This window comes from Bacillus sp. LJBV19 (assembly GCF_017797845.1).
Lineage (GTDB): Bacteria > Bacillota > Bacilli > Bacillales > Bacillaceae > Bacillus > Bacillus velezensis.
Map to the genome: position 1 here is coordinate 578,234 of NZ_CP072563.1, position 21,767 is coordinate 600,000.

General features: G+C 47.1%; 20 protein-coding genes, 2 tRNA genes, 2 rRNA genes and 1 riboswitch (1 of these 25 cut by a window edge). Of the genes, 14 read left to right on the forward strand and 10 right to left on the reverse strand.

Translation table 11 applies throughout. The annotated features are described in order from the left end of the window. Nucleotides 1-35: 35 nt before the first annotated feature. Complete coding sequence (locus J6600_RS02960; protein ID WP_209387939.1) at nucleotides 36-1,094, reverse strand: tartrate dehydrogenase; 1,059 nt, start codon at nucleotides 1,092-1,094, stop codon at nucleotides 36-38. Nucleotides 1,095-1,275: 181 nt separating this feature from the next. Here J6600_RS02960 and J6600_RS02965 point away from each other — a divergent pair, with 181 nt between their 5' ends. Together J6600_RS02965 and J6600_RS02970 are read left to right on the forward strand one after the other, a co-directional pair. Continuing rightward, a complete protein-coding gene (locus J6600_RS02965) occupies nucleotides 1,276-1,962 on the forward strand; it encodes a GntR family transcriptional regulator (RefSeq protein WP_209387940.1) in 687 nt (228 codons plus the stop codon). Between the two features lie 141 nt (nucleotides 1,963-2,103). After that, on the forward strand, nucleotides 2,104-3,297 hold the full coding sequence (locus tag J6600_RS02970) for a macrolide family glycosyltransferase (protein WP_209387941.1): 1,194 nt from the start codon (nucleotides 2,104-2,106) through the stop codon (nucleotides 3,295-3,297). A gap of 57 nt (nucleotides 3,298-3,354) precedes the next feature. On the opposite strand, the gene J6600_RS02975 is transcribed toward J6600_RS02970, so the two are convergent. Beyond that, entirely contained in the window at nucleotides 3,355-3,609 is a 255-nt protein-coding gene (locus J6600_RS02975; protein ID WP_014417054.1) for a hypothetical protein, read from the reverse strand. A 230-nt stretch (nucleotides 3,610-3,839) separates the two neighbouring features. Here J6600_RS02975 and J6600_RS02980 point away from each other — a divergent pair, with 230 nt between their 5' ends. Beyond that, on the forward strand, nucleotides 3,840-4,109 hold the full coding sequence (locus J6600_RS02980) for a hypothetical protein (RefSeq protein ID WP_007409303.1): 270 nt from the start codon (nucleotides 3,840-3,842) through the stop codon (nucleotides 4,107-4,109). Between the two features lie 136 nt (nucleotides 4,110-4,245). After that, nucleotides 4,246-5,604, forward strand: coding sequence for a serine hydrolase (locus J6600_RS02985; RefSeq protein WP_209387942.1), 1,359 nt, complete (start codon nucleotides 4,246-4,248; stop codon nucleotides 5,602-5,604). 52 nt (nucleotides 5,605-5,656) lie between these two features. Here J6600_RS02985 and J6600_RS02990 read toward each other — a convergent pair whose 3' ends face one another. After that, nucleotides 5,657-5,830, reverse strand: coding sequence for a hypothetical protein (locus J6600_RS02990; RefSeq protein ID WP_209387943.1), 174 nt, complete (start codon nucleotides 5,828-5,830; stop codon nucleotides 5,657-5,659). A gap of 196 nt (nucleotides 5,831-6,026) precedes the next feature. On the opposite strand from J6600_RS02990, the gene J6600_RS02995 reads away from it, so the two are divergent. Next, complete coding sequence (locus J6600_RS02995; protein ID WP_014417056.1) at nucleotides 6,027-6,593, forward strand: YdhK family protein; 567 nt, start codon at nucleotides 6,027-6,029, stop codon at nucleotides 6,591-6,593. A 51-nt stretch (nucleotides 6,594-6,644) separates the two neighbouring features. Here J6600_RS02995 and J6600_RS03000 read toward each other — a convergent pair whose 3' ends face one another. Further along, nucleotides 6,645-7,805 carry an MFS transporter gene (locus J6600_RS03000; protein WP_022552681.1) on the reverse strand — a complete coding sequence of 387 codons (1,161 nt, stop codon included), beginning with the start codon at nucleotides 7,803-7,805 and terminating at the stop codon, nucleotides 6,645-6,647. A 54-nt stretch (nucleotides 7,806-7,859) separates the two neighbouring features. Further along, nucleotides 7,860-7,959: riboswitch (purine riboswitch) on the reverse strand. Nucleotides 7,960-8,137: 178 nt separating this feature from the next. Between J6600_RS03000 and J6600_RS03005 the strand changes: the two genes are divergently transcribed. From J6600_RS03005 to J6600_RS03015, 3 genes are all read left to right on the forward strand, one after another. Next, the gene (locus tag J6600_RS03005; RefSeq protein ID WP_007409298.1) at nucleotides 8,138-8,854 is read left to right on the forward strand and encodes a GntR family transcriptional regulator; all 717 of its coding nucleotides are present in this window, start codon (nucleotides 8,138-8,140) and stop codon (nucleotides 8,852-8,854) included. Nucleotides 8,855-8,975: 121 nt separating this feature from the next. Next, entirely contained in the window at nucleotides 8,976-9,662 is a 687-nt protein-coding gene (locus tag J6600_RS03010; protein WP_014417058.1) for a FadR/GntR family transcriptional regulator, read from the forward strand. Further along, entirely contained in the window at nucleotides 9,652-10,866 is a 1,215-nt protein-coding gene (locus tag J6600_RS03015) for a CynX/NimT family MFS transporter (protein WP_012116961.1), read from the forward strand. Before J6600_RS03010 ends, J6600_RS03015 begins: the two co-directional genes overlap by 11 nt. Nucleotides 10,867-10,925: 59 nt before the next feature. On the opposite strand, the gene J6600_RS03020 is transcribed toward J6600_RS03015, so the two are convergent. The 6 genes from J6600_RS03020 to J6600_RS03045 form a co-directional block, all read right to left on the reverse strand. Beyond that, nucleotides 10,926-11,240, reverse strand: coding sequence for a DMT family transporter (locus tag J6600_RS03020; protein WP_003156024.1), 315 nt, complete (start codon nucleotides 11,238-11,240; stop codon nucleotides 10,926-10,928). Next, a complete protein-coding gene (locus tag J6600_RS03025) occupies nucleotides 11,240-11,569 on the reverse strand; it encodes a DMT family transporter (RefSeq protein WP_021495015.1) in 330 nt (109 codons plus the stop codon). The genes J6600_RS03020 and J6600_RS03025 overlap by 1 nt, the downstream gene beginning before the upstream one ends. Nucleotides 11,570-11,641: 72 nt before the next feature. Then, nucleotides 11,642-12,223 carry a TetR/AcrR family transcriptional regulator gene (locus J6600_RS03030; protein WP_007409294.1) on the reverse strand — a complete coding sequence of 194 codons (582 nt, stop codon included), beginning with the start codon at nucleotides 12,221-12,223 and terminating at the stop codon, nucleotides 11,642-11,644. 116 nt (nucleotides 12,224-12,339) lie between these two features. Then, on the reverse strand, nucleotides 12,340-13,902 hold the full coding sequence (locus J6600_RS03035; protein WP_017419163.1) for an APC family permease: 1,563 nt from the start codon (nucleotides 13,900-13,902) through the stop codon (nucleotides 12,340-12,342). Nucleotides 13,903-14,139: 237 nt separating this feature from the next. After that, nucleotides 14,140-14,994: a manganese catalase family protein gene (locus tag J6600_RS03040; RefSeq protein WP_014417059.1), complete on the reverse strand. Its 855-nt coding sequence runs from the start codon at nucleotides 14,992-14,994 to the stop codon at nucleotides 14,140-14,142. A 111-nt stretch (nucleotides 14,995-15,105) separates the two neighbouring features. Next, entirely contained in the window at nucleotides 15,106-15,573 is a 468-nt protein-coding gene (locus tag J6600_RS03045; RefSeq protein ID WP_017419162.1) for an SRPBCC family protein, read from the reverse strand. Between the two features lie 127 nt (nucleotides 15,574-15,700). Here J6600_RS03045 and J6600_RS03050 point away from each other — a divergent pair, with 127 nt between their 5' ends. From J6600_RS03050 to J6600_RS03075, 6 genes are all read left to right on the forward strand, one after another. Next, the gene (locus J6600_RS03050) at nucleotides 15,701-16,702 is read left to right on the forward strand and encodes an NADPH:quinone oxidoreductase family protein (protein ID WP_021495014.1); all 1,002 of its coding nucleotides are present in this window, start codon (nucleotides 15,701-15,703) and stop codon (nucleotides 16,700-16,702) included. A 428-nt stretch (nucleotides 16,703-17,130) separates the two neighbouring features. Beyond that, on the forward strand, nucleotides 17,131-18,549 hold the full coding sequence (locus J6600_RS03055) for a sugar porter family MFS transporter (RefSeq protein WP_209387944.1): 1,419 nt from the start codon (nucleotides 17,131-17,133) through the stop codon (nucleotides 18,547-18,549). Nucleotides 18,550-18,850: 301 nt separating this feature from the next. After that, nucleotides 18,851-18,927: transfer RNA gene (locus J6600_RS03060), tRNA-Arg, on the forward strand. A gap of 8 nt (nucleotides 18,928-18,935) precedes the next feature. Further along, a tRNA-Gly gene (locus J6600_RS03065) sits at nucleotides 18,936-19,009 on the forward strand. Nucleotides 19,010-19,107: 98 nt separating this feature from the next. Then, nucleotides 19,108-20,655 (forward strand): 16S ribosomal RNA (locus tag J6600_RS03070). Between the two features lie 233 nt (nucleotides 20,656-20,888). Beyond that, a 23S ribosomal RNA gene (locus tag J6600_RS03075) occupies nucleotides 20,889-21,767 on the forward strand (it continues 2,051 nt past the right edge of the window). The 16S and 23S rRNA genes sit together here with 2 tRNA genes alongside, the layout of an rRNA operon.

Sequence of the window (21,767 nt, forward strand, 5' to 3'; positions counted from 1 at the left end):
CGCTGTGCAGTTTTCCTGCCCGCGGTTTTTTCGTATTATCTGTTCTTGACTTGAGAAATAATAGCGGAAGTGACGTCTTCCGTTGAATGTTTTCCGCCGACATCAGGAGTCAGAATGCCGCTGTTTGTGACCGTTTCAATAGATTGTAAGAGGAGATGGCCCAGTTCCTCTTCTCCGAATGAATCGAGCATTAATTTCGCCGTCCATATTTGGCCTATAGGATTGGCAATTCCTTTTCCGACAATATCCGGGGCGGAGCCGTGAACAGGCTCAAACATGGAAGGGTATTTGCCGTTTACATTGATGTTGGCTGCGGGAGCGATTCCAACGCTTCCCATAATCGCCGCGCCGATATCTGTCAGCACATCTCCGAACAGATTCGAAGCGACAATGACATCAAAGCGTTCCGGCTGCGTGACAAAGAAGGCCGCCAGTGCATCGATGTGCTGGGAATCCGTCTCAATCCCGGCGTACTCCCGGCTGACCTCTTTAAAGATGTCATCCCAGAACGGCATCGAGTGAATAATACCGTTTGATTTCGTCGCGCTTGTGACGTGTTTCCGCCGACTTGCCGCCAGTTCGAAAGCATACCGCATCACTCTTTCCGTACCCCGGCGGGAAAAGACCGCGTTTTGTATGGCGATTTCGTCCTCACCCTGATAGATTCTGCCGCCGACAGAGCTGTACTCGCCCTCACTGTTTTCGCGGACGACTATCAGATCAAAATCCTTCGGGTTAACGAGGGGGGAAGTGATTCCCGGCAGGAGCTTTGCCGGCCGCACATTAATCACCTGTTCAAATTCCCGGCGTATCTTAATGAGCAGCCCCCACAGCGAAACATGATCGGGGACGAGTTTTTGATTCCCCACCGCTCCCAAAAACAAAGCATCAAAGTGCTGTAACGTTTCTAATCCATCATCCGGCATCATAGTTCCGTGCTCCAAATAATACTCGCAGCTCCACGGAAAAGAAGTGAAATCAAAGGCAATGCCTCCATGTAATTCGGCGATCGCGTTCAACACCCGCTCCGCTTGCGGAACTGTTTCTTTCCCCACACCGTCCCCCGGTATGCTGGCAATCTTGTAAGTTTTCATGTTTCCGTCACCTCTGAATGAATTGTTTCGGTTTACGGCAGACCGTCGACCGTCGTTCATCATAATTCCATATTACGCCACATCCGATATGCTGACAAGCTCGGGAATGTTGCTTCCATAGATAAACTGTTATATGATCTTGGTAACAATAAGGCCTAAATTGTATGAAGAGGTAGGAAAGATGGATAATTTTAAATTAGATAAGCCAATCCCGTATTATCTGCAATTTTATTCCCAATTGAAAAAAATGATATTTGACGGGATTTTTAAACCGGGTGAACGGCTGAATGAGACTCAGCTGGCCAAGGATTTCGGAGTCAGCCGGTCGCCGGTCAGAGAAGCCATGCGGCTCCTTGAAAAGGACGGGCTTTTGACGGCAGACGATCGAAACGGCTTTGTCATTTATTCTTTGTCCGTTAAGGATGTTGAAGAGATTTATAAAATCAGAATGTCACTTGAATCACTGGCGGTCGAACTCGTTATTGATGAAGCGGCTGAGAGTGAAATTGACCTCATTGAAAAACAGCTGCGGGAGACGGAAGAAGCCATCAATAAAGGCGTCAAAGAGACTGAGATTATTTCCTTAAACGAGTCGTTTCATCGGCTCCTTGTGGATTTCAGCCGCAACAGCCGGCTGGCCATGCTGCTTGAGCATGTCAATGTGCTGATTCATTTTTGCAGAGTTCTTAATTTTAAAGGCGATGACCGTGCGGAAGTGATCTTACATGAGCACCGGAAAGTCTTTGAAGAAATAAAAAAGGGCGACAAAACAAAAGCCGTGCAATATATGACGGAGCATCTCAAGCATGATGAAGAACATCTGAAAGGCGTGCTCAAAGTGGGAGAAACAGACGAATCATCACGATAGACAAGGTGAAAAGCCTTGTCTTTTTTTTGCCGATGTCATCGAACCGTCATAAAGACCTGACGGATGTTCCTTGCATGATTTTTTCCGCGTCATTTATGATGGATATGGAAGAGACGCAAAAAAGGCAAAGGAGTTTGAAAAATGGCGAAACATATTTTGATGATCAATTTTCCCGCAGAAGGACACGTAAACCCGACTTTGGGTATGACAAAGGCCTTCAGCGAACGGGGCGATCACGTTCATTATATCTCAACGGAAAAATACAAAAGCAGACTGGAAGGAGTAGGGGCGAAAGTTCATCTTCACAGCGATCTGCTCAGAATGACACCTATTGATCCCGGCAGTCCGTCCGGCATACTTGCATTTTTAAAGGTTCATATCAAAACGTCACTGGAGATTTTACATATTGTGCAGCGGCTGTCAGAGGACATTCAATTCGACGCCGTCTATTATGATAAATTCGGTGCGGGAGAGCTGGTGCGGGATTATCTCAACATTCCCGGCATCTCTTCTTCAGCATCCTTCCTATTCAATGAAGACCGTCTGAAAATACTGCCGCTCCACCCGGAATCGGGCGTGCCGTTTCAGCCGGACAGGGAATGTGAAGAGCTGTTGGCCGAGATGAAAGACAAATACGGTGTCGCCCCTGACAGCATGGTTCAATTTATGAACAACACAGGTGAATTGAACGTCGTCTATACAAGCAGGTATTTTCAGCCCGAAAGTGAGACATTCGGAGATGAGTATTTATTTATCGGTCCGAGTTTTCCGAAGAGAAAAGGGCGCGTCGACTTCCCGATTGACTCATTAAAGAATGAAAAAGTCATTTATATCTCAATGGGAACGGTGCTCGGGGACACGGAAGCGTTTTTCAATCTGTGCATAGACGCGTTCTCAGATTTTGAAGGAAAAGTAGTCATTGCCGCCGGGGAAAAAGCCGATCTGTCGAAAATCAAACAGGCGCCGGAAAACTTTATCATCGCCCAGTACGTGCCGCAGCTTGAAGTGCTGGAGCAAGCCGATGTGTTTGTCACGCATGGCGGAATGAACAGTGTAAATGAAGGCATTCATTATCAAGTGCCGCTGGTCGTCATCCCGCACGATAAAGACCAGCCGATGGTTGCGCGCCGCCTGACTGAATTGGATGCAGGCTATACCGTGCAAAAAGATGAAGTAAGCGCTGAAAAGGTAAAGCTTGCCGCGGAAGAAGTGCTGCATAACGGAAAATACAAACAAGGCATTCAAGCCATTAATGAAAGCTTTAAAGAATGTACGGACATGAAGGATGTTCTGGCCCGGATCGACCGGTTTATTGAACAAAAACATGCTCAATAATACATGGAAAAAGCCTGTTTCCTCTGCCAAAGGGAAACAGGCTTTTTATAATGGCTTTTAGATGATGTGATGTTCTTCATTTGCAAGTTTCACAAGAGTCAGAAGAGATTCTGCCTCACGTGCGTCGAGTGTTTTTGCCAGACGGTCTTTTTCAAAGATCTGCTGGCCGAAGACATTCACTGACGCCTGGTCAACCGCCGTGTGCCAGTCCTTTTGTGAATGATTCTCAGAAAAAGAGAAAACGAACACAGCAAAGACCGCTATAAGCATCGCCATGACCCAAAATTTTTGCCGATTTCCTGCTGCTGACATAGGCCGCCTCCTAAACATTTTACTGGTATTAGATCATATATGAGCCGTTTTTAACAGAGTAAAGAAGTCATTATTTCATGTAGTCCAAATGAAACGGAGCACAGCCGAAAGCCCGCCGGTCAGGCCGATGAGCCAATTCATATTTTGTTCATATTTTATTAAAAGTTTATCCAAGCCTGTCCTTTACAGTAGATATAACCACAAAATGCTGCTGAAAGGAGCCTTTAAAAATGCATATTCATATGATCAACAAAAACCAGTTTGAGAGTGACTTGGAGGCGGCCGGCTTCAGCCGTCAGGCAGATGATATTATCGGCAAAATGAAAGAGTACGTAACGGAATACGCGGCTTCATCCGAACGGTTCCTGATTGAAATTCAAACCGTCATGAACGAATACAAAGCCGTCGTCTGCGCGATGTTTTCGACCATGGAAATTGCCGGTGCAAATAAAGACGAGAAGCATGTTGAATTTGAAGCCTGCACAGTATTGTGTGAATAAAAGACATTCATCAAACCTCCGCGGCTGCCTGAACGGCAGTATACTGACTGGTGTTTCGAGAAGGGAAAATATTGAAACTTCTATAGCGGCCGTTCGTATAAAAGAGTAAATCAGCTTGTATATGGAGGTTCGTGAAATGAACGATAAGAAAAAACAAGCGTTTGAACAGCTTTTCAGCACTTTAGACGAAAGACATGAAATAAACGGCGCTGTATTGGCAGCGGAAAACGGCCGCATCTTATACCAGGGGTCATTCGGCGCTGCAGAACTGAATACAAAGAGGATGCTGAATGACCAATCGGTCTTTGAATTGGCCTCAGTATCGAAGCCGTTTACAGCTTTGGGCGTTATCATTTTAGAGCAGCAAGGGAAGCTGCGTTATGACGATATGATAGAGCAGTGGCTTCCTGATTTTCCTTATCCGGGCATTACCATTCGGCATTTACTCCATCATACGTCAGGATTGCCGGACTATATGGAGTTGTTCTTAACACATTGGGACCGGGACAGAATTGCCGTTAATCAAGATGTGATCGATATGCTTAAGCAGCATAAGCCGGATGCTTATTTCCCGCCGGGCAAGGAGTGGCTGTACAGTAATACGGGGTATGTGGTGTTAGCGGTTATTATAGAAATTGTATCAGGCATGAGTTTTGCTGAATTTATGAAACAAGCCGTATTTCATCCGCTTCGTATGCACGATACGCGGATTTATAACAGAAGGCTGAGTAAAGAAAACATCCCGAACTATGCATATGGCTATGTGTATGATGTTCATTCCGGAGAATATGTGCTGCCGGATGAACTTGAGGAAACCGATTATGTCGTCTTTCTTGACGGAATTCAAGGTGACGGAACCGTTAACTCCGCTATTAGAGATTTATATCTGTTTGATCAGGCTCTTTATACGGAAGAAATCATCAGCAAAGAGTCTAAAAATCAAGCGTTTACACCGGGCTATTGGAATGAAGAAGAGCAATTCGGATACGGATTTGGCTGGATGATTCAAAACAGCCGGCAAAAAGGGAAGGTTATCAGTCACGACGGAGGCTGGCCGGGCTATTCAACTCTGATGATCCGGTATATTGACCAGAATAAAACACTGATTTATCTCAGCAATATGGAACAATCGTATCAATTTGAACAAGCTGTAATTGCCGCGGCTGTAAACATCTTATTTGATCAGCCATACGTGATTCCGAAACGTCCGGCAGATCAGAAAAAAGCAGATATCGATCCTGCGATTTACAGCAGATTTACCGGCAATTACTCATTTCAGGATGACACACATGCATCGGTGGCGGTAAAAGAAAACCGATTGTATCTTACAATAGACGGGCAGACACCATTCGAATTATTCCCAATGACGGAAACCCGTTATTTTGTCAGGGCGCTGCCGCTTGAAATTGAATTTGCAGGTGATAAAGCACAAACAGCCTCACATTTTGTTTTATATCAGGACGGCACAGAAGAAACGGCTGTGCGGATAGACTGAGTGACATGCAAAACAAAACCGCCGTCCTGAGAAGACGGCGGTAATAGAAAAGTCAAACCCCTTTGATGACGCGAAATTTTTTTTTCGGCTCTGACATAAATATAGAAGAAAAAATCATAGCTCCGAGCATTGTGATGTATTCCATATAAAGCGAAACTTCTGCCAAAACCAACCCCGCAATCATTAAAACAGCGCCCAATACCACCGCAAAAACCTTCGTTTTCATGATGAGTTCCCCCTATTATCTGATAATTGAATTATACTGCATCTCCATTAATGTGTACATTTTGTGAACAATTTCACCTGATGAAAGGCAATAAAGAGAGATTTGAAGAATTAGGAGAAATGACAGGCCATCTTTTTGTTTTACCGAAGAAACGAAAGGGAAAGTGAAAAATCAAAAAGGCAAAGGAGTTCTTGAAATGAAAGCGAGACTATTTTTATTCAGCATGTTTCTCCTGATCCCCGTTCTGGCGCTTGCCGGATGCAACAGCCAATCTTCAGGAGGAAGCGAAAAAGCGAAAGACAAAGAAACGCACTCTCACGAAGACATGAATCACTCAGGTTCATCCGAGGTGCCGAAAGGTTTAAAGAAGGCCGAAAATCCGACTTATAAGGTCGGCAGTGACGTCATGATTTTAGCTTCTCATATGAAAGGCATGAAAAATGCGCAAGGAACCGTAAAAGGTGCTTATGATACAACGGTTTACAGTGTATCTTACACTCCGGAAACGGGAGGAAAGCGCGTCGAAGATCATAAATGGGTCATTCAGGAAGAGCTGAAGGGCGCCGGTAATAAAACGTTAAAACCGGGTGACAAGGCCGTGATCGAGGCATCCCATATGAAAGGCATGAAGGGCGCCGAAGCCGTTATTGATTCAGCCAAAAAGACAACCGTTTATATGGTCGACTATACACCGACTGACGGCGGCCAAAAAGTAACCAATCATAAATGGGTGACAGAAGACGAGCTTGCTGCCGCAAAATAAAAAGACCGCAAAAGCCGAAGGAACTCCTTTGGCTTTTTTGCGGTCTCACATTTATGCGGATTTTCTTTTCAAAGCAGGTCTCGTTAAAGAGAATACAGCTAACGCGACAGCGATAATGACAATCAAACCTCCGCACCAGGCTGTTGCTGTGACTGAACCGGTTTGTCCGATCACGCCGCCGCCGATGGCTGACCCGAGCGCGATGCCGATCTGCAAAGCGGACGTGTTGAAGCTTTGCTGAATATCGGAAGACTCAGGCGCAATTTTGATTAAATAGCTTTGCTGCGCCGGCGCAAGGCTCCAGCTGAGCAATCCCCAGATCACCATCGCAGGCAGGAAAATGATTAAAGAAACCGTTGTCAGCGGAAGAATAAACAGGATCAGAGCGAAAGAAACGGTCACAAGCAGGATGCTTTTAAATGCCCCTAAGCGGTCATACAGCCAGCCTCCGAACGGGCCGCCGCATACCGCTGACAGACCGAACAAAAAGTAGCATACACTGACCCAAACGGAACTCAAATGAAGCGTTCTTTCCAAAAAAGGCGCAAAGTAGGCATAGAGTGTGTAATGCCCCGCCAATGTAAACAAGGTGACAAGATGTGCGCTGGCAATTTTGGCGGTCCCGATCGTCTTGATCTGCTCACGAAACGGAATCATTTTTTCAGCAGGTATTTTTTCGAAAAAGACGCTGATAATCAGCATGGAAACGAGAGATAATACGCCGATTCCCAAGAACAGAACGCGCCATCCGAAGGCATTGCTGATGATAATACCGACAGGCACGCCTAAAGCGATTGCGGAGCTGAACCCCATGAAAATGATGCCGATCGCCCGCGCTCTGTATTCAGGTGCCACGATTTTAGGAGCAATCGTTAAAGAAAGGACGACAATCAGCCCTGTGCTCATGGAAGCGAGCACCCGTGACACCATAAGTACGGCGAAATTGGGACTGAAATAAGCGACCAGATTACTTAGGAAGAAAATAAACAGTGCGATTAAATAAAGCCGCTTTCGTTCAGCCTTTGCCGTCACTGCCAAAAGCAGAGGGCCGGATACCGCGTAACCGAGCGCAAACACGCTGATCAGCTGCCCCGCGCTGACGATGGATATATCTAAGTCGGAAGCGATTTGCGGAAGAATACCGCCCACAATTAATTCAACCAATCCGACTGCGATGGTAGATGCTGCAAGCAGAAATACTTTGAAATTCATGTACAGATACTCCTTTTTTTATTTTTTAGAAAATAAAAAATCCTGATTACAAAAAGTGTACGGGACAATTTTTGTAATCAGGATTTTACGGTTCCTGGTAGACACCCTCAAACCATATCATTGAGGTTATACAATGTATGCAATATTCGGTTGTGTCCGTTTCTGCAAAAAATTCTACCATAATAGTGAGGGAGATTCCATAGAAAATTCGAGGAAATCCTTTCAAATTTCAATATCGGCGGCTGTAACGTCATTGATGAAGCAGGGAAAAAAATTTATGATAACCGTAAGGAGTCTATACAGATCAAACATTATACAGCCGGAGGAAACCGATGAATAAGTACGAAAAAATCGCCAACGAAATGAGAAAGAGGATTAAAAGCAGTGTATATGACATAGATCAGCCGATCCCGGATGAAAAGACGCTCGCTGCGGAGTTCGGGTGCAGCCGGATGACGATGAAGCGGGCGCTTGATACACTTGCGGCTGAAGGGATGCTTTTCAGAAAAAGAGGGCACGGCACGTTTATCATTCAATCAGCCATGCAGGATGAGCACGTTCACGTAGTCAGCAACGAAATTCTCGGCCTGAGCAATTTGTTAAAAGGAAAGAATATCAAGAGCAAGGTCATCCGGTTTGAAGTGCAGTTTCCGTCTCAAGATGTCGCCGCACATTTGGCCATCGATGAAAAGACTCCCGTCTATTATGTAGTGAGGCTCAGAATCGTTGAAGGCGAACCGTACGTTCTTGAAAAAACGTACATGCCGGCGAGCCTTATACCCGGCATTAATGACGAGGTGCTCAACCATTCCATCTACGATCATATTACGCGGGAACTCCAGCTCAAAATCGCAGGCTCACACAGAAAAATCAGAGCGTGCAAGTCGGATGATATGGATCAGCAATATCTCGGCTGCCGGCCGGATGACCCGATACTTGAAGTCGAGCATGTAGGCTTTTTGGACAACGGCACTCCCTTTGAATATTCATTTTCCCGCCACCGTCATGACAAGTTTGTCGTGACCTCAGTCAATATAAAACGTTCATAAAAGCGCCGAAGAGTGAGAGAAAAACTCACTCTTTTTTTGTTGCCGCTGATTTACATCTTCGCTTCTTTTATGTTATATTACCCAATGATAGAATCATCCTACAAATTTCAGAGGTGTTTTGATGGAGATATCCAAAACAAGCAGACTGTCGCTCGTAGAACAAGTGGTGGCGCAAATTGAATCGTTAATTCAATCGGATAAATGGCCGGTCGGGACGCGCATTCCCCCTGAGCTGGATTTAATGAAGCAATTTGATGTGAGCCGAAACACATTGCGTGAGGCCATTCGGGCGCTCGTACATGCCGGCCTGCTTCAGACAAGGCAGGGGAGCGGTACGTATGTCAGCTCATCCAGTGTTCTCGGCGCGGCATTTTACCGCCATATTAAAAAATCAAATTTGCTTGAAACATTAGAAGTCAGGTACGCACTCGAAAGAGAAGCTGCACGATTGGCGGCGGAAAGGCGTAATGACGAAGACCTGAAAGCACTGAAGGCATGCTTGGATGAATGTGAAGCGGCCTTGCAAAATGAAGATCGAAAACGGTATGCCGAAGCCGACATTAAGCTGCACAAAACAATTGTACAGGCGGCCCATAACAACATGCTTTCTGATCTATACGAGCATATGACGGAGGCGCTTTGTGCGTCAGTCCATAACCTGTTGGAAATCACCCCTGCTATACGGATCCACACCCAGCTTGCCGCCGCGATTATCGGACAGAAACCGGATCAGGCCATGGAGGCCGTCAACCAATACATCAGAGTATTTAAAGATACAATACACATGGAGGATGAACATGAAAATTAAAGACGAACATCAAATTCTGCAAGCAAGTCAGCGTAAAAAACTGATATTGCTGGTCATCGGAGTCATATTGATAGGGGCCAACCTCAGAGCGCCTCTGACATCGGTCGGACCGCTCGTTTCCTCAATTCGGGACAGCCTTGGCATGACCAATGCGGCTGCCGGCACCATTACGACAGTGCCGCTTTTGGCCTTTGCATGTCTGTCGCCGTTTGTTCCTTTATTGTCCCGGCGCTTCGGGACCGAGATTGTCTTACTGTCATCATTAATTGTCCTGACAGCCGGAACTCTGCTGCGCTCCATCGCCGGAATCGGCACTCTCTTTTTCGGAACGATCCTGTTGGGATTGTCGATCGCCGTATGCAACGTCCTGCTGCCGAGTCTCATTAAACATAAGTTTCCCGGAAATTTAGGCATCATGACCGGCGTCTACTCGGTTTCTATGAATCTGTGCGGCGCGATTGCATCCGGCATCAGCGTGCCGATCGCCTCTTCAGCGGGGTTAGGCTGGAAAGGCGCGCTCGGCTGCTGGGCTATCCTTTCTTTCATTGCGTTTGTCATGTGGATTCCGCAAATGCGAGGACGCGAACTGCCCGTCCGCACGACTGGGACAAACGGAGAGAAGAAAAGCAGTCTGCTGCGGTCTCCGCTGGCTTGGAAGGTGACGATGTTCATGGGGCTGCAATCCCTTATTTTTTACACCGTCATCGCTTGGCTGCCGGAAATTCTTCAGCAGAATGGACTCAGCTCAAGTAAGGCGGGATGGATGCTTTCATTAATGCAATTCTCAGTCCTGCCGATTACTTTTATCGTGCCGATCGCTGCCGCTAAAATGAAAAATCAGCGCGCACTCGCCGGACTGACGGCTTTATTTTTCCTTATCGGCATTGCCGGCGTTCTTTTCGGAAGCCCGGCTCTCACTCCGCTATGGGTCATTTTGATCGGAATTGCGGGAGGCTGTGCGTTCAGTCTGGCGATGATGTTCTTCAGCCTGCGGACCCGGCATGTTCATGAAGCCGCGGCGCTTTCCGGCATGGCCCAGTCATTCGGATACCTGCTTGCCGCGTTCGGGCCGCTCGTATTCGGTTTGCTGCATGACATCACGCACGGCTGGACGGTTCCGTTATTCATGCTGATCGCAGTCTCCGTTCTGATCTTCATTTTCGGAGTCGGAGCGGGAAAAGCGGAACAGATCAAAACAGCATAAAAAAACAAAGGGCCCGCTTAGGGTCCTTTGTTTTTTATTTAAAAAGCTGTCTCAGGCCGTCACGCTGTCAGTTTTAAGCCGATGACACCGATGAGGATAAGCCCCAGAGACACCAATTGTGACAGATTGAATTTTTCTTTAAACCAAAGTATGCCCACGGCCGAAACGCCGATGCTTCCCATGCCGGTCCAAGCCGCATACGCGACACCTGTGGGAAGAACCTGCATCGCTCCGGAAAGGCAAAAGAATGAAAGCATAAAGCCTGTTACCATGACAATCAGCGGCCACTTTTTTTTAAAACCGTCAATATGTTTCATGGCAACGGCCGCTACAACTTCCTCCGCTCCGGCAATAAATAACAGCAGCCATGCCATTAATGTTCACCCCTTGTTTCAGTTTCTTTCGTAAATACCTTCATTCCTAAAATGCCGGACAACAGCAAAGCCAAAAAGATTATTTGCCCGATTGAAAACGATTCGCCTAAAATGACGCCCGTTACATATGTGCCGACGGTGCCTATTCCGACAAAAACGGTATATGCGGCAGCCATCGGAATTTTTTTATAAGAGCGGATCAGCATCAGAAAGCTGACGGCAATCAGAAGGAAAATACCGATCCAATCAAAGAGCGAATCCGCATGCTTCAGGGCGGACGCCCAAACGACTTCTAACAGTCCGGCTATCAATACAAGCAGCCAATACATGATACAGTCACCTCAGTTATGAATGAATGTCAGTCATTTTTACGGCGGTCAAAAATGATCGGTCTCCGCCAATCATTTCTGCAAGCTTCTTTTGAGAAAGCTGAATATTTCTTTTTTATATACTTCGAGATCGACATCCTGTTCACAGCCGATATAAAACCGTTCAGCCGCGTTCTCGACAACGTTGATAATCGTTCTGGCCGTCCATCTGACATGAATGCCGCTGTGGACCTCACCCTGTTCAATGGCCGTATTGATCACGCCTTCCAGCCAGGAATAATAAGGCTGATAAATGGCTTCCCATTTCTCCATTGAATGATCGATGGCAAGACCGGAATAACAGAGAACGATAATATCTTTATGAAGCCGGGTGATGTGAAATGTCTCATCTACCAAAATGTCCAGCAACGTCCAAAAATCTTCAGAACCGTCCGTTTTCCCTTTTATTCTGTCCAGCGTAGTGTCGAGCAGGTTTTCTGCAATCGCGGATATCAGTGCGTTTTTAGAAGAAAAATATAAGTAAAACGTACCTTGGGCCGTGCCGGCTTTTTTGACGATTTCTGAAATGGATGCTTTGTCTAATCCTTTTTCAGAAATGACTTCAATCGCGGCTTGCAGGATCTTTTCGTATTTTCCCGAGCTTTGTTTTGCCAATAGAGGGGTTCCTCCTTTTATGAATGACTATCATTCATTTTATCGCATGTTCGCTTTTTTGTCATCCTTTAAAATAAAAATACCGGAAAGAAGACCATACTTCTTTCCGGCATTCGTCATTTATCACTGTCGATCATAGCCTTCGGCAGTCCCGTATATTTTGCCCAGTAATAAATACCGAGCGAACCGATGGCGATCAGAATCAGGTCAAGCGGATTGCTGATAATGCCCAATCCGTGGCCGAACGAGCCGAGATAGGAGAAAATCAGCATCATGACATAAAAGCCGACGATCCACCATGCTGATTTCAGCTGCTGCCGTATGCTGACATCATCTTTGGGAGCATATTTACTGAAACAGAGATAGATCAGAAACATGACAATTTGAGAACCGAGAAGCCAGGATACGGTGCGCCATCCGGACCAATATACAATATAAGAGGTAAAAATAAACGACAGCGGTCCGATGATGCTCATCCCTTTTAAATAAAACGGTCTGTTAATATTCTTCGCGTTTACTCTCAGCGCCGCAGAAGAAATCGGCGCAATCGCATAAGACAGAATCAATGCGACGGAGCATACGTTGACAAGAGCGTTCCAAGAAGGGAACGGAAGCGTCCAAAAAACAGCCAGACCGAACGAAAGCCAAAGGGAGGCACGCGGTGTCCCGGTTTCTTTATTGACTTTAGAAAAAATGCTGAATAATGTTCCGTTTCTGGCCCAGGCATAGACGAGACGTGAAGTCGTATTCATAAAGATATTTCCGTTACCGCCCGGTGATAAAATCGCATCTAAAATGACCAATGTCGCCAGCCACCCCAAACCGAGCAAAACGGCGATATCTTTGAACGGAAGGGAGAATTCAGTCCCGATAGCCGGCCATCCGTGCTTCAGGGTATCCGCCGGGATCGCCCCGATAAAAGTGAGCTGCAGCACGGTGTAAATAATAGTAGACACGATAATACAGACAATCAATGCGATCGGAATGTTCCGCTTCGGATTCTGCACTTCACTCGCGACAGCCACAATCGGATGCAGCCCAAGGTATGCAAACATGACGCCGCCTGTGGAAATCGCGGCCTGAATTCCGGTGAAGCCGAAAGGCGCGAATCCGTGAACGGTCATATTGCCCGGGTGAAAATGAAAAATCAGTACCACAATTACCGTAATCGGTACGACATATTTAAAAATCGAAATAATGAAGTTTGCTTTCGCAAAGGTTTTGACACTCCAGTAATTGAGGAGGAAGAACAGGCAGAGCAGCGCAAATTGCAATATCCACCCGGCAATCGTCGGAGAATCGGAGCCTTTTACGGTCAAACCGGGAAACCAATACGCCACGTATTGGCGGACTGCCGTGACTTCTATAGAAATAAGACTCGTGTATGCCACAATGGTGACAAAGGAAATTAAATATCCGACCAGGTGTCCGTGTGAATATACGGGATACCGGATAATTCCCCCGGTCCGCGGCAGCGCGGCGCCCAGTTCCGCATAAACCAAGCCGATCAATAAGATGATTCCCCCGCCGATCAGCCAGGAAAAAATGCCTGATGGGCCCGCTTTAGAGGCGACGTTACTGACGGCAAACAGCCATGCCGAACCGAATATGGCTCCCATGCCGATTAAAATAAGATCAAAAAGTGACATAGTTTTCTGGAAGTTTCCTTGCTTAGACATTCGCTGCCTCCTTAGAAAAGACATTGTTCTCTTTACATAATTCCCATTATCATTCAAACATACCCAGCCGGCCGGCTGGAAAATTAGGACAACTTTCGAAACGAAGTATGTACAGCAATGTGCTCACATTATAATAACGGCCGTATGGCAAGATCTCCCGGCTTATATTCCCCGTCTTAAACACATTCAAACCTCATATTCAGAAAAACAAAAAACGCCCGAAACAGGCGTTTTTTGTTACAAGTTCATATCTTTCAGTCCGGGGCTGTGCTCATTCGGAAGCTCAGGAAGTTCCGGCACGGGGAAACCTTTAGGAGGCTCGGACACACTTAATTCGCCGCCGTTTCGGCTCGGCGTCGTTCCCTGCAGAATTTCTCCGATCCGTGTCGGATCCAGTCTGAAATTAAATTGGGTATTATGATAACCCATCTCAACGAATTTCCGGCATTCCGGGTATTTTTCAATATCATAATTCGGCACGGGAAATAATTTGCCCCATTCGACACCCAGTGTTTCCAACGCTTTTGTAAATGCATTTTGATGGGCGTTGTCACGGACGATCAGAAAACCGAGTGTTTCTCTGAACGTCTGATTTGAACTCATTTCATAAATGCGCGTCTTTTGCAGCACGCCGGTTGATTCCAGCACGACATTGTCCAATAAATCGGAAATCAGATTCCCGTGGTTGTATACCCAAGACCCGTTCCATGGATTGCCGCCGGCGTCTACAGGAAGAGAACTTTGCGCCCCGATGATAAAATGGTGCGGATTGGCGTGTTTCACCGCTTCGTCAAGCGGCGCCTGATCTGCTGCCTGGTTTCCGGCGCCCTCAGCGCCGCTTTCATCTAGCAGCGCATTAATCGTACTCTGGACGAGTTCAACGTGTGCGATCTCTTCTAAAAATACACCGCGAAGCAGGTCACGGAACTGTTTTTCTTTTCCTCTGAAATTAGAGCTTTGGAAAAAGTATTGCATCATCGTCCGCATTTCTCCGTAGTGCCCGCCTAAAATTTCCTGAAGCACCTTGGCCGCGGCCGGGTCCGGCTTGTCCGGTTTAATGATATTGATCAGCTCTTCTTTGTAATAATACATAAACAGCGCCCCCTGAAAGAAGTTTTCGGTTCTTCTGTTAGTGTCTTTGCAAAGTCAGTTTTTATGTATCGGCATCAAAAAAAGGACGGAAAGCGTGTCCGTCCTTTTGTGTTAAGCCTCAACCGCCCCGCGAAGTTTCGTGTTGACAAGCCCGTTCCATCCTTGATCCATCGTACTGTGAATCTCGGAGCTTTTCCGATTGACTTTATTGATGACGGCTTCCGGCTCTTTCCATCCGCCGTGAATGAGAGTGAATTCCGTATCTCCGCTTTCCGTTTCCTTTAAGACAAAAGAAACGATCCAGCCTTCCGTATCCCACGAAAAAGAAAGGCGGTACGGCGCTTCAATATCCAGCAGCTTGCACGGAGAGGGACCGAACGGAGATTCCAGCTGAAACTCACTGTCTTCTTGAGGTGTGAAATCATTCGGCATAAACCAGAGAGACAGGCCGTCCGCAGTGGAGACCGTATCCCAGACAACTTGTATCGGCGCCTTGAAAACGGCGGTATGAATAATGTCGGGTAATGGCTGATTGCCGCTGTTGTTGTTTTTGTTATCTTTGTTTTGTTTATCAGACATGATGCGTAACCACTCTTTCGCTGTTTTTACTTTTGATCATACTACACGGGGCAGGACATTTGAAATCAAATCAAACTTATTCTATGCTTTTCCAAAGCCATTCAATTCATTTTAAGGAGACGTAGTGATGACAGATCAATTTAAAGCGTTAGTAGTCGATCAACGTGAAGACCGGTTTTCAGTCAGCGTACGGGAGCTGGCGGTTCAGGACCTTCCCGAGGGTGAAGTGCTGATTAAGGTTTGCTACTCAGGGGTGAATTATAAAGACAGCTTGGCTGCCACTCCTGACGGCAAGATCGTAACGTCGTATCCTTTCGTGCCGGGAATTGATTTAGCGGGAATCGTCGTTTCCTCAGATGACGCCCGTTTCAAAGAGGGGGACAAAGTCATTGCGACAAGCTACGGCATAGGTGTTTCCCGCTTTGGCGGTTATAGCGGGATGGCCCGCATTCCGGCAGATTGGATCGTGCCGCTGCCTGAAGGTCTGACACTTAAAGAAGCCATGACGATCGGAACCGCCGGCTTCACTGCCGCATTGTCCGTCCAGCGTCTTGAAGAAAACCATGCCGCTCCTGAAAAAGGGAAGGTGCTGGTGACGGGAGCGACAGGCGGCGTCGGAAGCTTTGCCGTCTCCATTCTTTCAACCTTAGGTTACGAGGTCGAGGCCAGTACGGGAAAAGAGGAAGAAAGCGGCTATTTGAAGAGCCTCGGAGCGAAGACGGTCATTCACCGTGATGAAGTGTATAACGGCACGTTAAAACCGATGCAAAAACAAAAATGGGCAGCGGCCGTCGATCCGGTCGGAGGTGAGCCGCTTGCTTCAGTTCTCAGCCAGATTCAGTACGGCGGATCAGTTGCTGTAAGCGGACTGACAGCGGGAACGAAACTCCCGGCTACAGTCTTTCCGTTTATATTGCGCGGCGTCAGTCTCTTGGGAATTGATTCCGTATTCTGTCCGATGGAGACAAGAAAGAAAACATGGCAACGTTTAGCTGATGACTTCAAGCCTGCAGATCTGGAGGCCTTTATTCAAAAGGAAATTACACTTGAAGAGCTGCCGGATACGCTTCCTGCCCTTTTAAAAGGAGAAGCGAGAGGGAGAACGATCGTTACGATAAACGAAGAATAAAACAAAAACCCCCAACTGCTGATTGGGGGTTTTCAATATATAATCAATTATTTATTGAAAAGAGATTAACTATTGAGTATATTGTGGAAATGAGTTGATTAAAAATATAAATTGATTACATATAGGTAATATAAAGGTAAGTTATAAAATTTTCTGAAATATTTATTGACTGAAAGCGCTTTTAAAATTATGATAATAACATAAGTACCAATAATATCATTATAACTTCACTACAAAGTAACTATAAAATCACAATTTGACGAGAGGGGAGAGCGAATAATCACTATAAATGATAACGCTTTCAGATCATTTTCTTCTTATATAACTGTTTTGGACGGTCAGAACTTGTATGCAGACGTTATAGGTGTAAATATTGATAACTGAATATTCTGATATTATCTCTGTGTAAAAACTAGGAGGATTTGAAGATGAATAAAAATAGCAGCCAGCATTCATTTTTAAGAACCATCATTTTGGTATCGACATTCGGGGGACTTCTTTTCGGCTACGATACAGGTGTAATTAATGGGGCGCTGCCGTTTATGGCGGAAGCTGACCAGCTTAATCTTACGGCTTTGACTGAAGGGATGGTGGCGAGCTCCCTGCTCTTGGGGGCTGCGATCGGAGCAGTTTTCGGAGGGAGATTGTCGGACTATAACGGCAGACGTAAAAATATCCTTATCCTTGCCGTTTTGTTCTTTGCAGCGACGCTTGGATGTACACTGGCGCCTAACGTATCGGTTATGATCATCTCCCGTTTTCTGCTGGGGCTTGCCGTTGGGGGAGCATCCGTAACCGTTCCGGCATATTTGGCTGAAATGTCGCCGGCGGAAAGCCGAGGGAGAATGGTTACCCAAAATGAATTGATGATTGTAACGGGCCAGCTGCTTGCCTTCACGTGTAATGCTATCATCGGCAATGTGCTTGGTGATACCTCTCACGCCTGGCGTTATATGCTCGTTATCGCGGCCCTTCCGGCGGTATTCTTGTTTTTCGGTATGCTGAAAGTTCCTGAAAGTCCGCGCTGGCTGGTTTCTAAAGGAAGAAAAGAAGATGCTCTGCGCGTTCTCCGGCGAATAAGGAATGAAGAGAAAGCGAAGTCTGAGATCGCTGAGATTGAATCTGCCTTTCATAAGGAAGCTGAGATGGAGCAGGCCGCCTTTAAGGATCTTGCCGTTCCGTGGGTGCGCCGCATTGTGTTTATCGGGATCGGAATTGCGGTAGTGCAGCAGCTCACCGGCGTGAATTCAATTATGTATTATGGAACTCAAATTTTAAAAGATGCCGGTTTCGAGACAAAAGCCGCATTAATCGGCAATATTGCCAACGGTGTGATTTCGGTGCTCGCGACTTTTGTGGGAATATGGCTTCTCGGCAAAGTCGGCCGCCGCCCGATGCTGATGACGGGGCTGATCGGAACGACTGCGGTGCTGCTTTTGATCGGAGTTCTGTCTGTCGTGCTGAAAGGATCGCCTGCTCTTCCTTATGTGGTTCTTTCATTAACAGTCACTTTCCTTGCGTTTCAGCAGGGGGCTGTCTCTCCGGTGACCTGGCTGATGCTGTCGGAGATATTCCCGCTTCGATTGCGGGGACTTGGTATGGGGGTCACTGTCTTCTGCCTCTGGATCGTGAACTTCCTTGTGGGTTTAACTTTTCCGGTCCTGCTCGCAAACATCGGATTGTCTGCAACCTTCTTCATTTTTGTCCTGTTAGGGATAGCGTCCGTTATATTTGTGAAAAGGTTCCTTCCGGAAACGAAAGGTCTGTCGCTCGAACAGCTTGAACAAAACTTCCGTGCTTATGAAAAAACAGATCGTAATAGCGCAGAAGCTGAGGTGAGCGGGTAATCTGAATAGACGCGGGGTTCCCAGGAATCCTGCTTTTTTATTTATTATATAGAAGGGAATAATAAATGAGAAAAAAGTTTCGTAAAAGTGTTGACCTCATTTAAAGAGCATGGTATATTATTAAACGTCGCTGATGAACAAAGCGATAACGACAAATGAGAAAATGATCTTTTGAAAAAAGACTTTACAAATTCTCAAAAGCGTGTATAATAAATGAAGTCGAGAAAAAGACTTCGAAAAGAAATAAAAAACACTTGACATCATAACTGTTTGGTAGTATGATAGTTAAGTCGCCTGATAAGCGCCCGTAGCTCAATTGGATAGAGCGTTTGACTACGGATCAAAAGGTTAGGGGTTCGACTCCTCTCGGGCGCGCCAATACAAATGCGGGTGTAGTTTAGTGGTAAAACCTCAGCCTTCCAAGCTGATGTCGTGAGTTCGATTCTCATCACCCGCTCCATTGTAATGATCTTTGAAAACTAAACAAGACAAAACGTACCTGTTAATTCAAAGTTTTAAATAAATCGCACAGCGATGTGCGTAGTCAGTCAAACTACTTTATCGGAGAGTTTGATCCTGGCTCAGGACGAACGCTGGCGGCGTGCCTAATACATGCAAGTCGAGCGGACAGATGGGAGCTTGCTCCCTGATGTTAGCGGCGGACGGGTGAGTAACACGTGGGTAACCTGCCTGTAAGACTGGGATAACTCCGGGAAACCGGGGCTAATACCGGATGGTTGTTTGAACCGCATGGTTCAGACATAAAAGGTGGCTTCGGCTACCACTTACAGATGGACCCGCGGCGCATTAGCTAGTTGGTGAGGTAACGGCTCACCAAGGCGACGATGCGTAGCCGACCTGAGAGGGTGATCGGCCACACTGGGACTGAGACACGGCCCAGACTCCTACGGGAGGCAGCAGTAGGGAATCTTCCGCAATGGACGAAAGTCTGACGGAGCAACGCCGCGTGAGTGATGAAGGTTTTCGGATCGTAAAGCTCTGTTGTTAGGGAAGAACAAGTGCCGTTCAAATAGGGCGGCACCTTGACGGTACCTAACCAGAAAGCCACGGCTAACTACGTGCCAGCAGCCGCGGTAATACGTAGGTGGCAAGCGTTGTCCGGAATTATTGGGCGTAAAGGGCTCGCAGGCGGTTTCTTAAGTCTGATGTGAAAGCCCCCGGCTCAACCGGGGAGGGTCATTGGAAACTGGGGAACTTGAGTGCAGAAGAGGAGAGTGGAATTCCACGTGTAGCGGTGAAATGCGTAGAGATGTGGAGGAACACCAGTGGCGAAGGCGACTCTCTGGTCTGTAACTGACGCTGAGGAGCGAAAGCGTGGGGAGCGAACAGGATTAGATACCCTGGTAGTCCACGCCGTAAACGATGAGTGCTAAGTGTTAGGGGTTTCCGCCCCTTAGTCTGCAGCTAACGCATTAAGCACTCCGCCTGGGGAGTACGGTCGCAAGACTGAAACTCAAAGGAATTGACGGGGGCCCGCACAAGCGGTGGAGCATGTGGTTTAATTCGAAGCAACGCGAAGAACCTTACCAGGTCTTGACATCCTCTGACAATCCTAGAGATAGGACGTCCCCTTCGGGGGCAGAGTGACAGGTGGTGCATGGTTGTCGTCAGCTCGTGTCGTGAGATGTTGGGTTAAGTCCCGCAACGAGCGCAACCCTTGATCTTAGTTGCCAGCATTCAGTTGGGCACTCTAAGGTGACTGCCGGTGACAAACCGGAGGAAGGTGGGGATGACGTCAAATCATCATGCCCCTTATGACCTGGGCTACACACGTGCTACAATGGACAGAACAAAGGGCAGCGAAACCGCGAGGTTAAGCCAATCCCACAAATCTGTTCTCAGTTCGGATCGCAGTCTGCAACTCGACTGCGTGAAGCTGGAATCGCTAGTAATCGCGGATCAGCATGCCGCGGTGAATACGTTCCCGGGCCTTGTACACACCGCCCGTCACACCACGAGAGTTTGTAACACCCGAAGTCGGTGAGGTAACCTTTATGGAGCCAGCCGCCGAAGGTGGGACAGATGATTGGGGTGAAGTCGTAACAAGGTAGCCGTATCGGAAGGTGCGGCTGGATCACCTCCTTTCTAAGGATTTTAACGGAATATAAGACCTCGGGTCTTATAAACAGAACGTTCCCTGTCTTGTTTAGTTTTGAAGGATCATTCCTTCAAAACATAGGAACACCTGCTAAATGCGCCACTTCCTGTGGCAACGCATGTGTTAGCATGTCCTATGCGTTGTTCTTTGAAAACTAGATAACAGAAGTAATTCACATTCAATTAGTAATGCAAGATATCACGTAGTGATTCTTTTTAACGGTTAAGTTAGAAAGGGCGCACGGTGGATGCCTTGGCACTAGGAGCCGATGAAGGACGGGACGAACACCGATATGCTTCGGGGAGCTGTAAGCAAGCTTTGATCCGGAGATTTCCGAATGGGGAAACCCACCACTCGTAATGGAGTGGTATCCATATCTGAATACATAGGATATGAGAAGGCAGACCCGGGGAACTGAAACATCTAAGTACCCGGAGGAAGAGAAAGCAAATGCGATTCCCTGAGTAGCGGCGAGCGAAACGGGACCAGCCCAAACCAAGAGGCTTGCCTCTTGGGGTTGTAGGACACTCTGTACGGAGTTACAAAGGAACGAGGTAGATGAAGAGGTCTGGAAAGGCCCGCCATAGGAGGTAACAGCCCTGTAGTCAAAACTTCGTTCTCTCCTGAGTGGATCCTGAGTACGGCGGAACACGTGAAATTCCGTCGGAATCCGGGAGGACCATCTCCCAAGGCTAAATACTCCCTAGTGACCGATAGTGAACCAGTACCGTGAGGGAAAGGTGAAAAGCACCCCGGAAGGGGAGTGAAAGAGATCCTGAAACCGTGTGCCTACAAGTAGTCAGAGCCCGTTAACGGGTGATGGCGTGCCTTTGTAGAATGAACCGGCGAGTTACGATCCCGTGCAAGGTTAAGCAGAAGATGCGGAGCCGCGGCGAAAGCGAGTCTGAATAGGGCGAATTGAGTACGTGGTCGTAGACCCGAAACCAGGTGATCTACCCATGTCCAGGGTGAAGTTCAGGTAACACTGAATGGAGGCCCGAACCCACGCACGTTGAAAAGTGCGGGGATGAGGTGTGGGTAGGGGTGAAATGCCAATCGAACCTGGAGATAGCTGGTTCTCTCCGAAATAGCTTTAGGG

What these genes read in the sequence shown, in the direction of transcription:
- J6600_RS02960 (WP_209387939.1), bottom strand. Translation starts at nt 1,094, where the DNA reads ATGAAAACTTACAAGATTGCCAGCATACCGGGGGACGGTGTGGGGAAA.
- J6600_RS02965 (WP_209387940.1), top strand. Translation starts at nt 1,276, where the DNA reads ATGGATAATTTTAAATTAGATAAGCCAATCCCGTATTATCTGCAATTT.
- J6600_RS02970 (WP_209387941.1), top strand. Translation starts at nt 2,104, where the DNA reads ATGGCGAAACATATTTTGATGATCAATTTTCCCGCAGAAGGACACGTA.
- J6600_RS02975 (WP_014417054.1), bottom strand. Translation starts at nt 3,609, where the DNA reads ATGTCAGCAGCAGGAAATCGGCAAAAATTTTGGGTCATGGCGATGCTT.
- J6600_RS02980 (WP_007409303.1), top strand. Translation starts at nt 3,840, where the DNA reads ATGCATATTCATATGATCAACAAAAACCAGTTTGAGAGTGACTTGGAG.
- J6600_RS02985 (WP_209387942.1), top strand. Translation starts at nt 4,246, where the DNA reads ATGAACGATAAGAAAAAACAAGCGTTTGAACAGCTTTTCAGCACTTTA.
- J6600_RS02990 (WP_209387943.1), bottom strand. Translation starts at nt 5,830, where the DNA reads ATGAAAACGAAGGTTTTTGCGGTGGTATTGGGCGCTGTTTTAATGATT.
- J6600_RS02995 (WP_014417056.1), top strand. Translation starts at nt 6,027, where the DNA reads ATGAAAGCGAGACTATTTTTATTCAGCATGTTTCTCCTGATCCCCGTT.
- J6600_RS03000 (WP_022552681.1), bottom strand. Translation starts at nt 7,805, where the DNA reads ATGAATTTCAAAGTATTTCTGCTTGCAGCATCTACCATCGCAGTCGGA.
- J6600_RS03005 (WP_007409298.1), top strand. Translation starts at nt 8,138, where the DNA reads ATGAATAAGTACGAAAAAATCGCCAACGAAATGAGAAAGAGGATTAAA.
- J6600_RS03010 (WP_014417058.1), top strand. Translation starts at nt 8,976, where the DNA reads ATGGAGATATCCAAAACAAGCAGACTGTCGCTCGTAGAACAAGTGGTG.
- J6600_RS03015 (WP_012116961.1), top strand. Translation starts at nt 9,652, where the DNA reads ATGAAAATTAAAGACGAACATCAAATTCTGCAAGCAAGTCAGCGTAAA.
- J6600_RS03020 (WP_003156024.1), bottom strand. Translation starts at nt 11,240, where the DNA reads ATGGCATGGCTGCTGTTATTTATTGCCGGAGCGGAGGAAGTTGTAGCG.
- J6600_RS03025 (WP_021495015.1), bottom strand. Translation starts at nt 11,569, where the DNA reads ATGTATTGGCTGCTTGTATTGATAGCCGGACTGTTAGAAGTCGTTTGG.
- J6600_RS03035 (WP_017419163.1), bottom strand. Translation starts at nt 13,902, where the DNA reads ATGTCTAAGCAAGGAAACTTCCAGAAAACTATGTCACTTTTTGATCTT.
- J6600_RS03040 (WP_014417059.1), bottom strand. Translation starts at nt 14,994, where the DNA reads ATGTATTATTACAAAGAAGAGCTGATCAATATCATTAAACCGGACAAG.
- J6600_RS03045 (WP_017419162.1), bottom strand. Translation starts at nt 15,573, where the DNA reads ATGTCTGATAAACAAAACAAAGATAACAAAAACAACAACAGCGGCAAT.
- J6600_RS03050 (WP_021495014.1), top strand. Translation starts at nt 15,701, where the DNA reads ATGACAGATCAATTTAAAGCGTTAGTAGTCGATCAACGTGAAGACCGG.
- J6600_RS03055 (WP_209387944.1), top strand. Translation starts at nt 17,131, where the DNA reads ATGAATAAAAATAGCAGCCAGCATTCATTTTTAAGAACCATCATTTTG.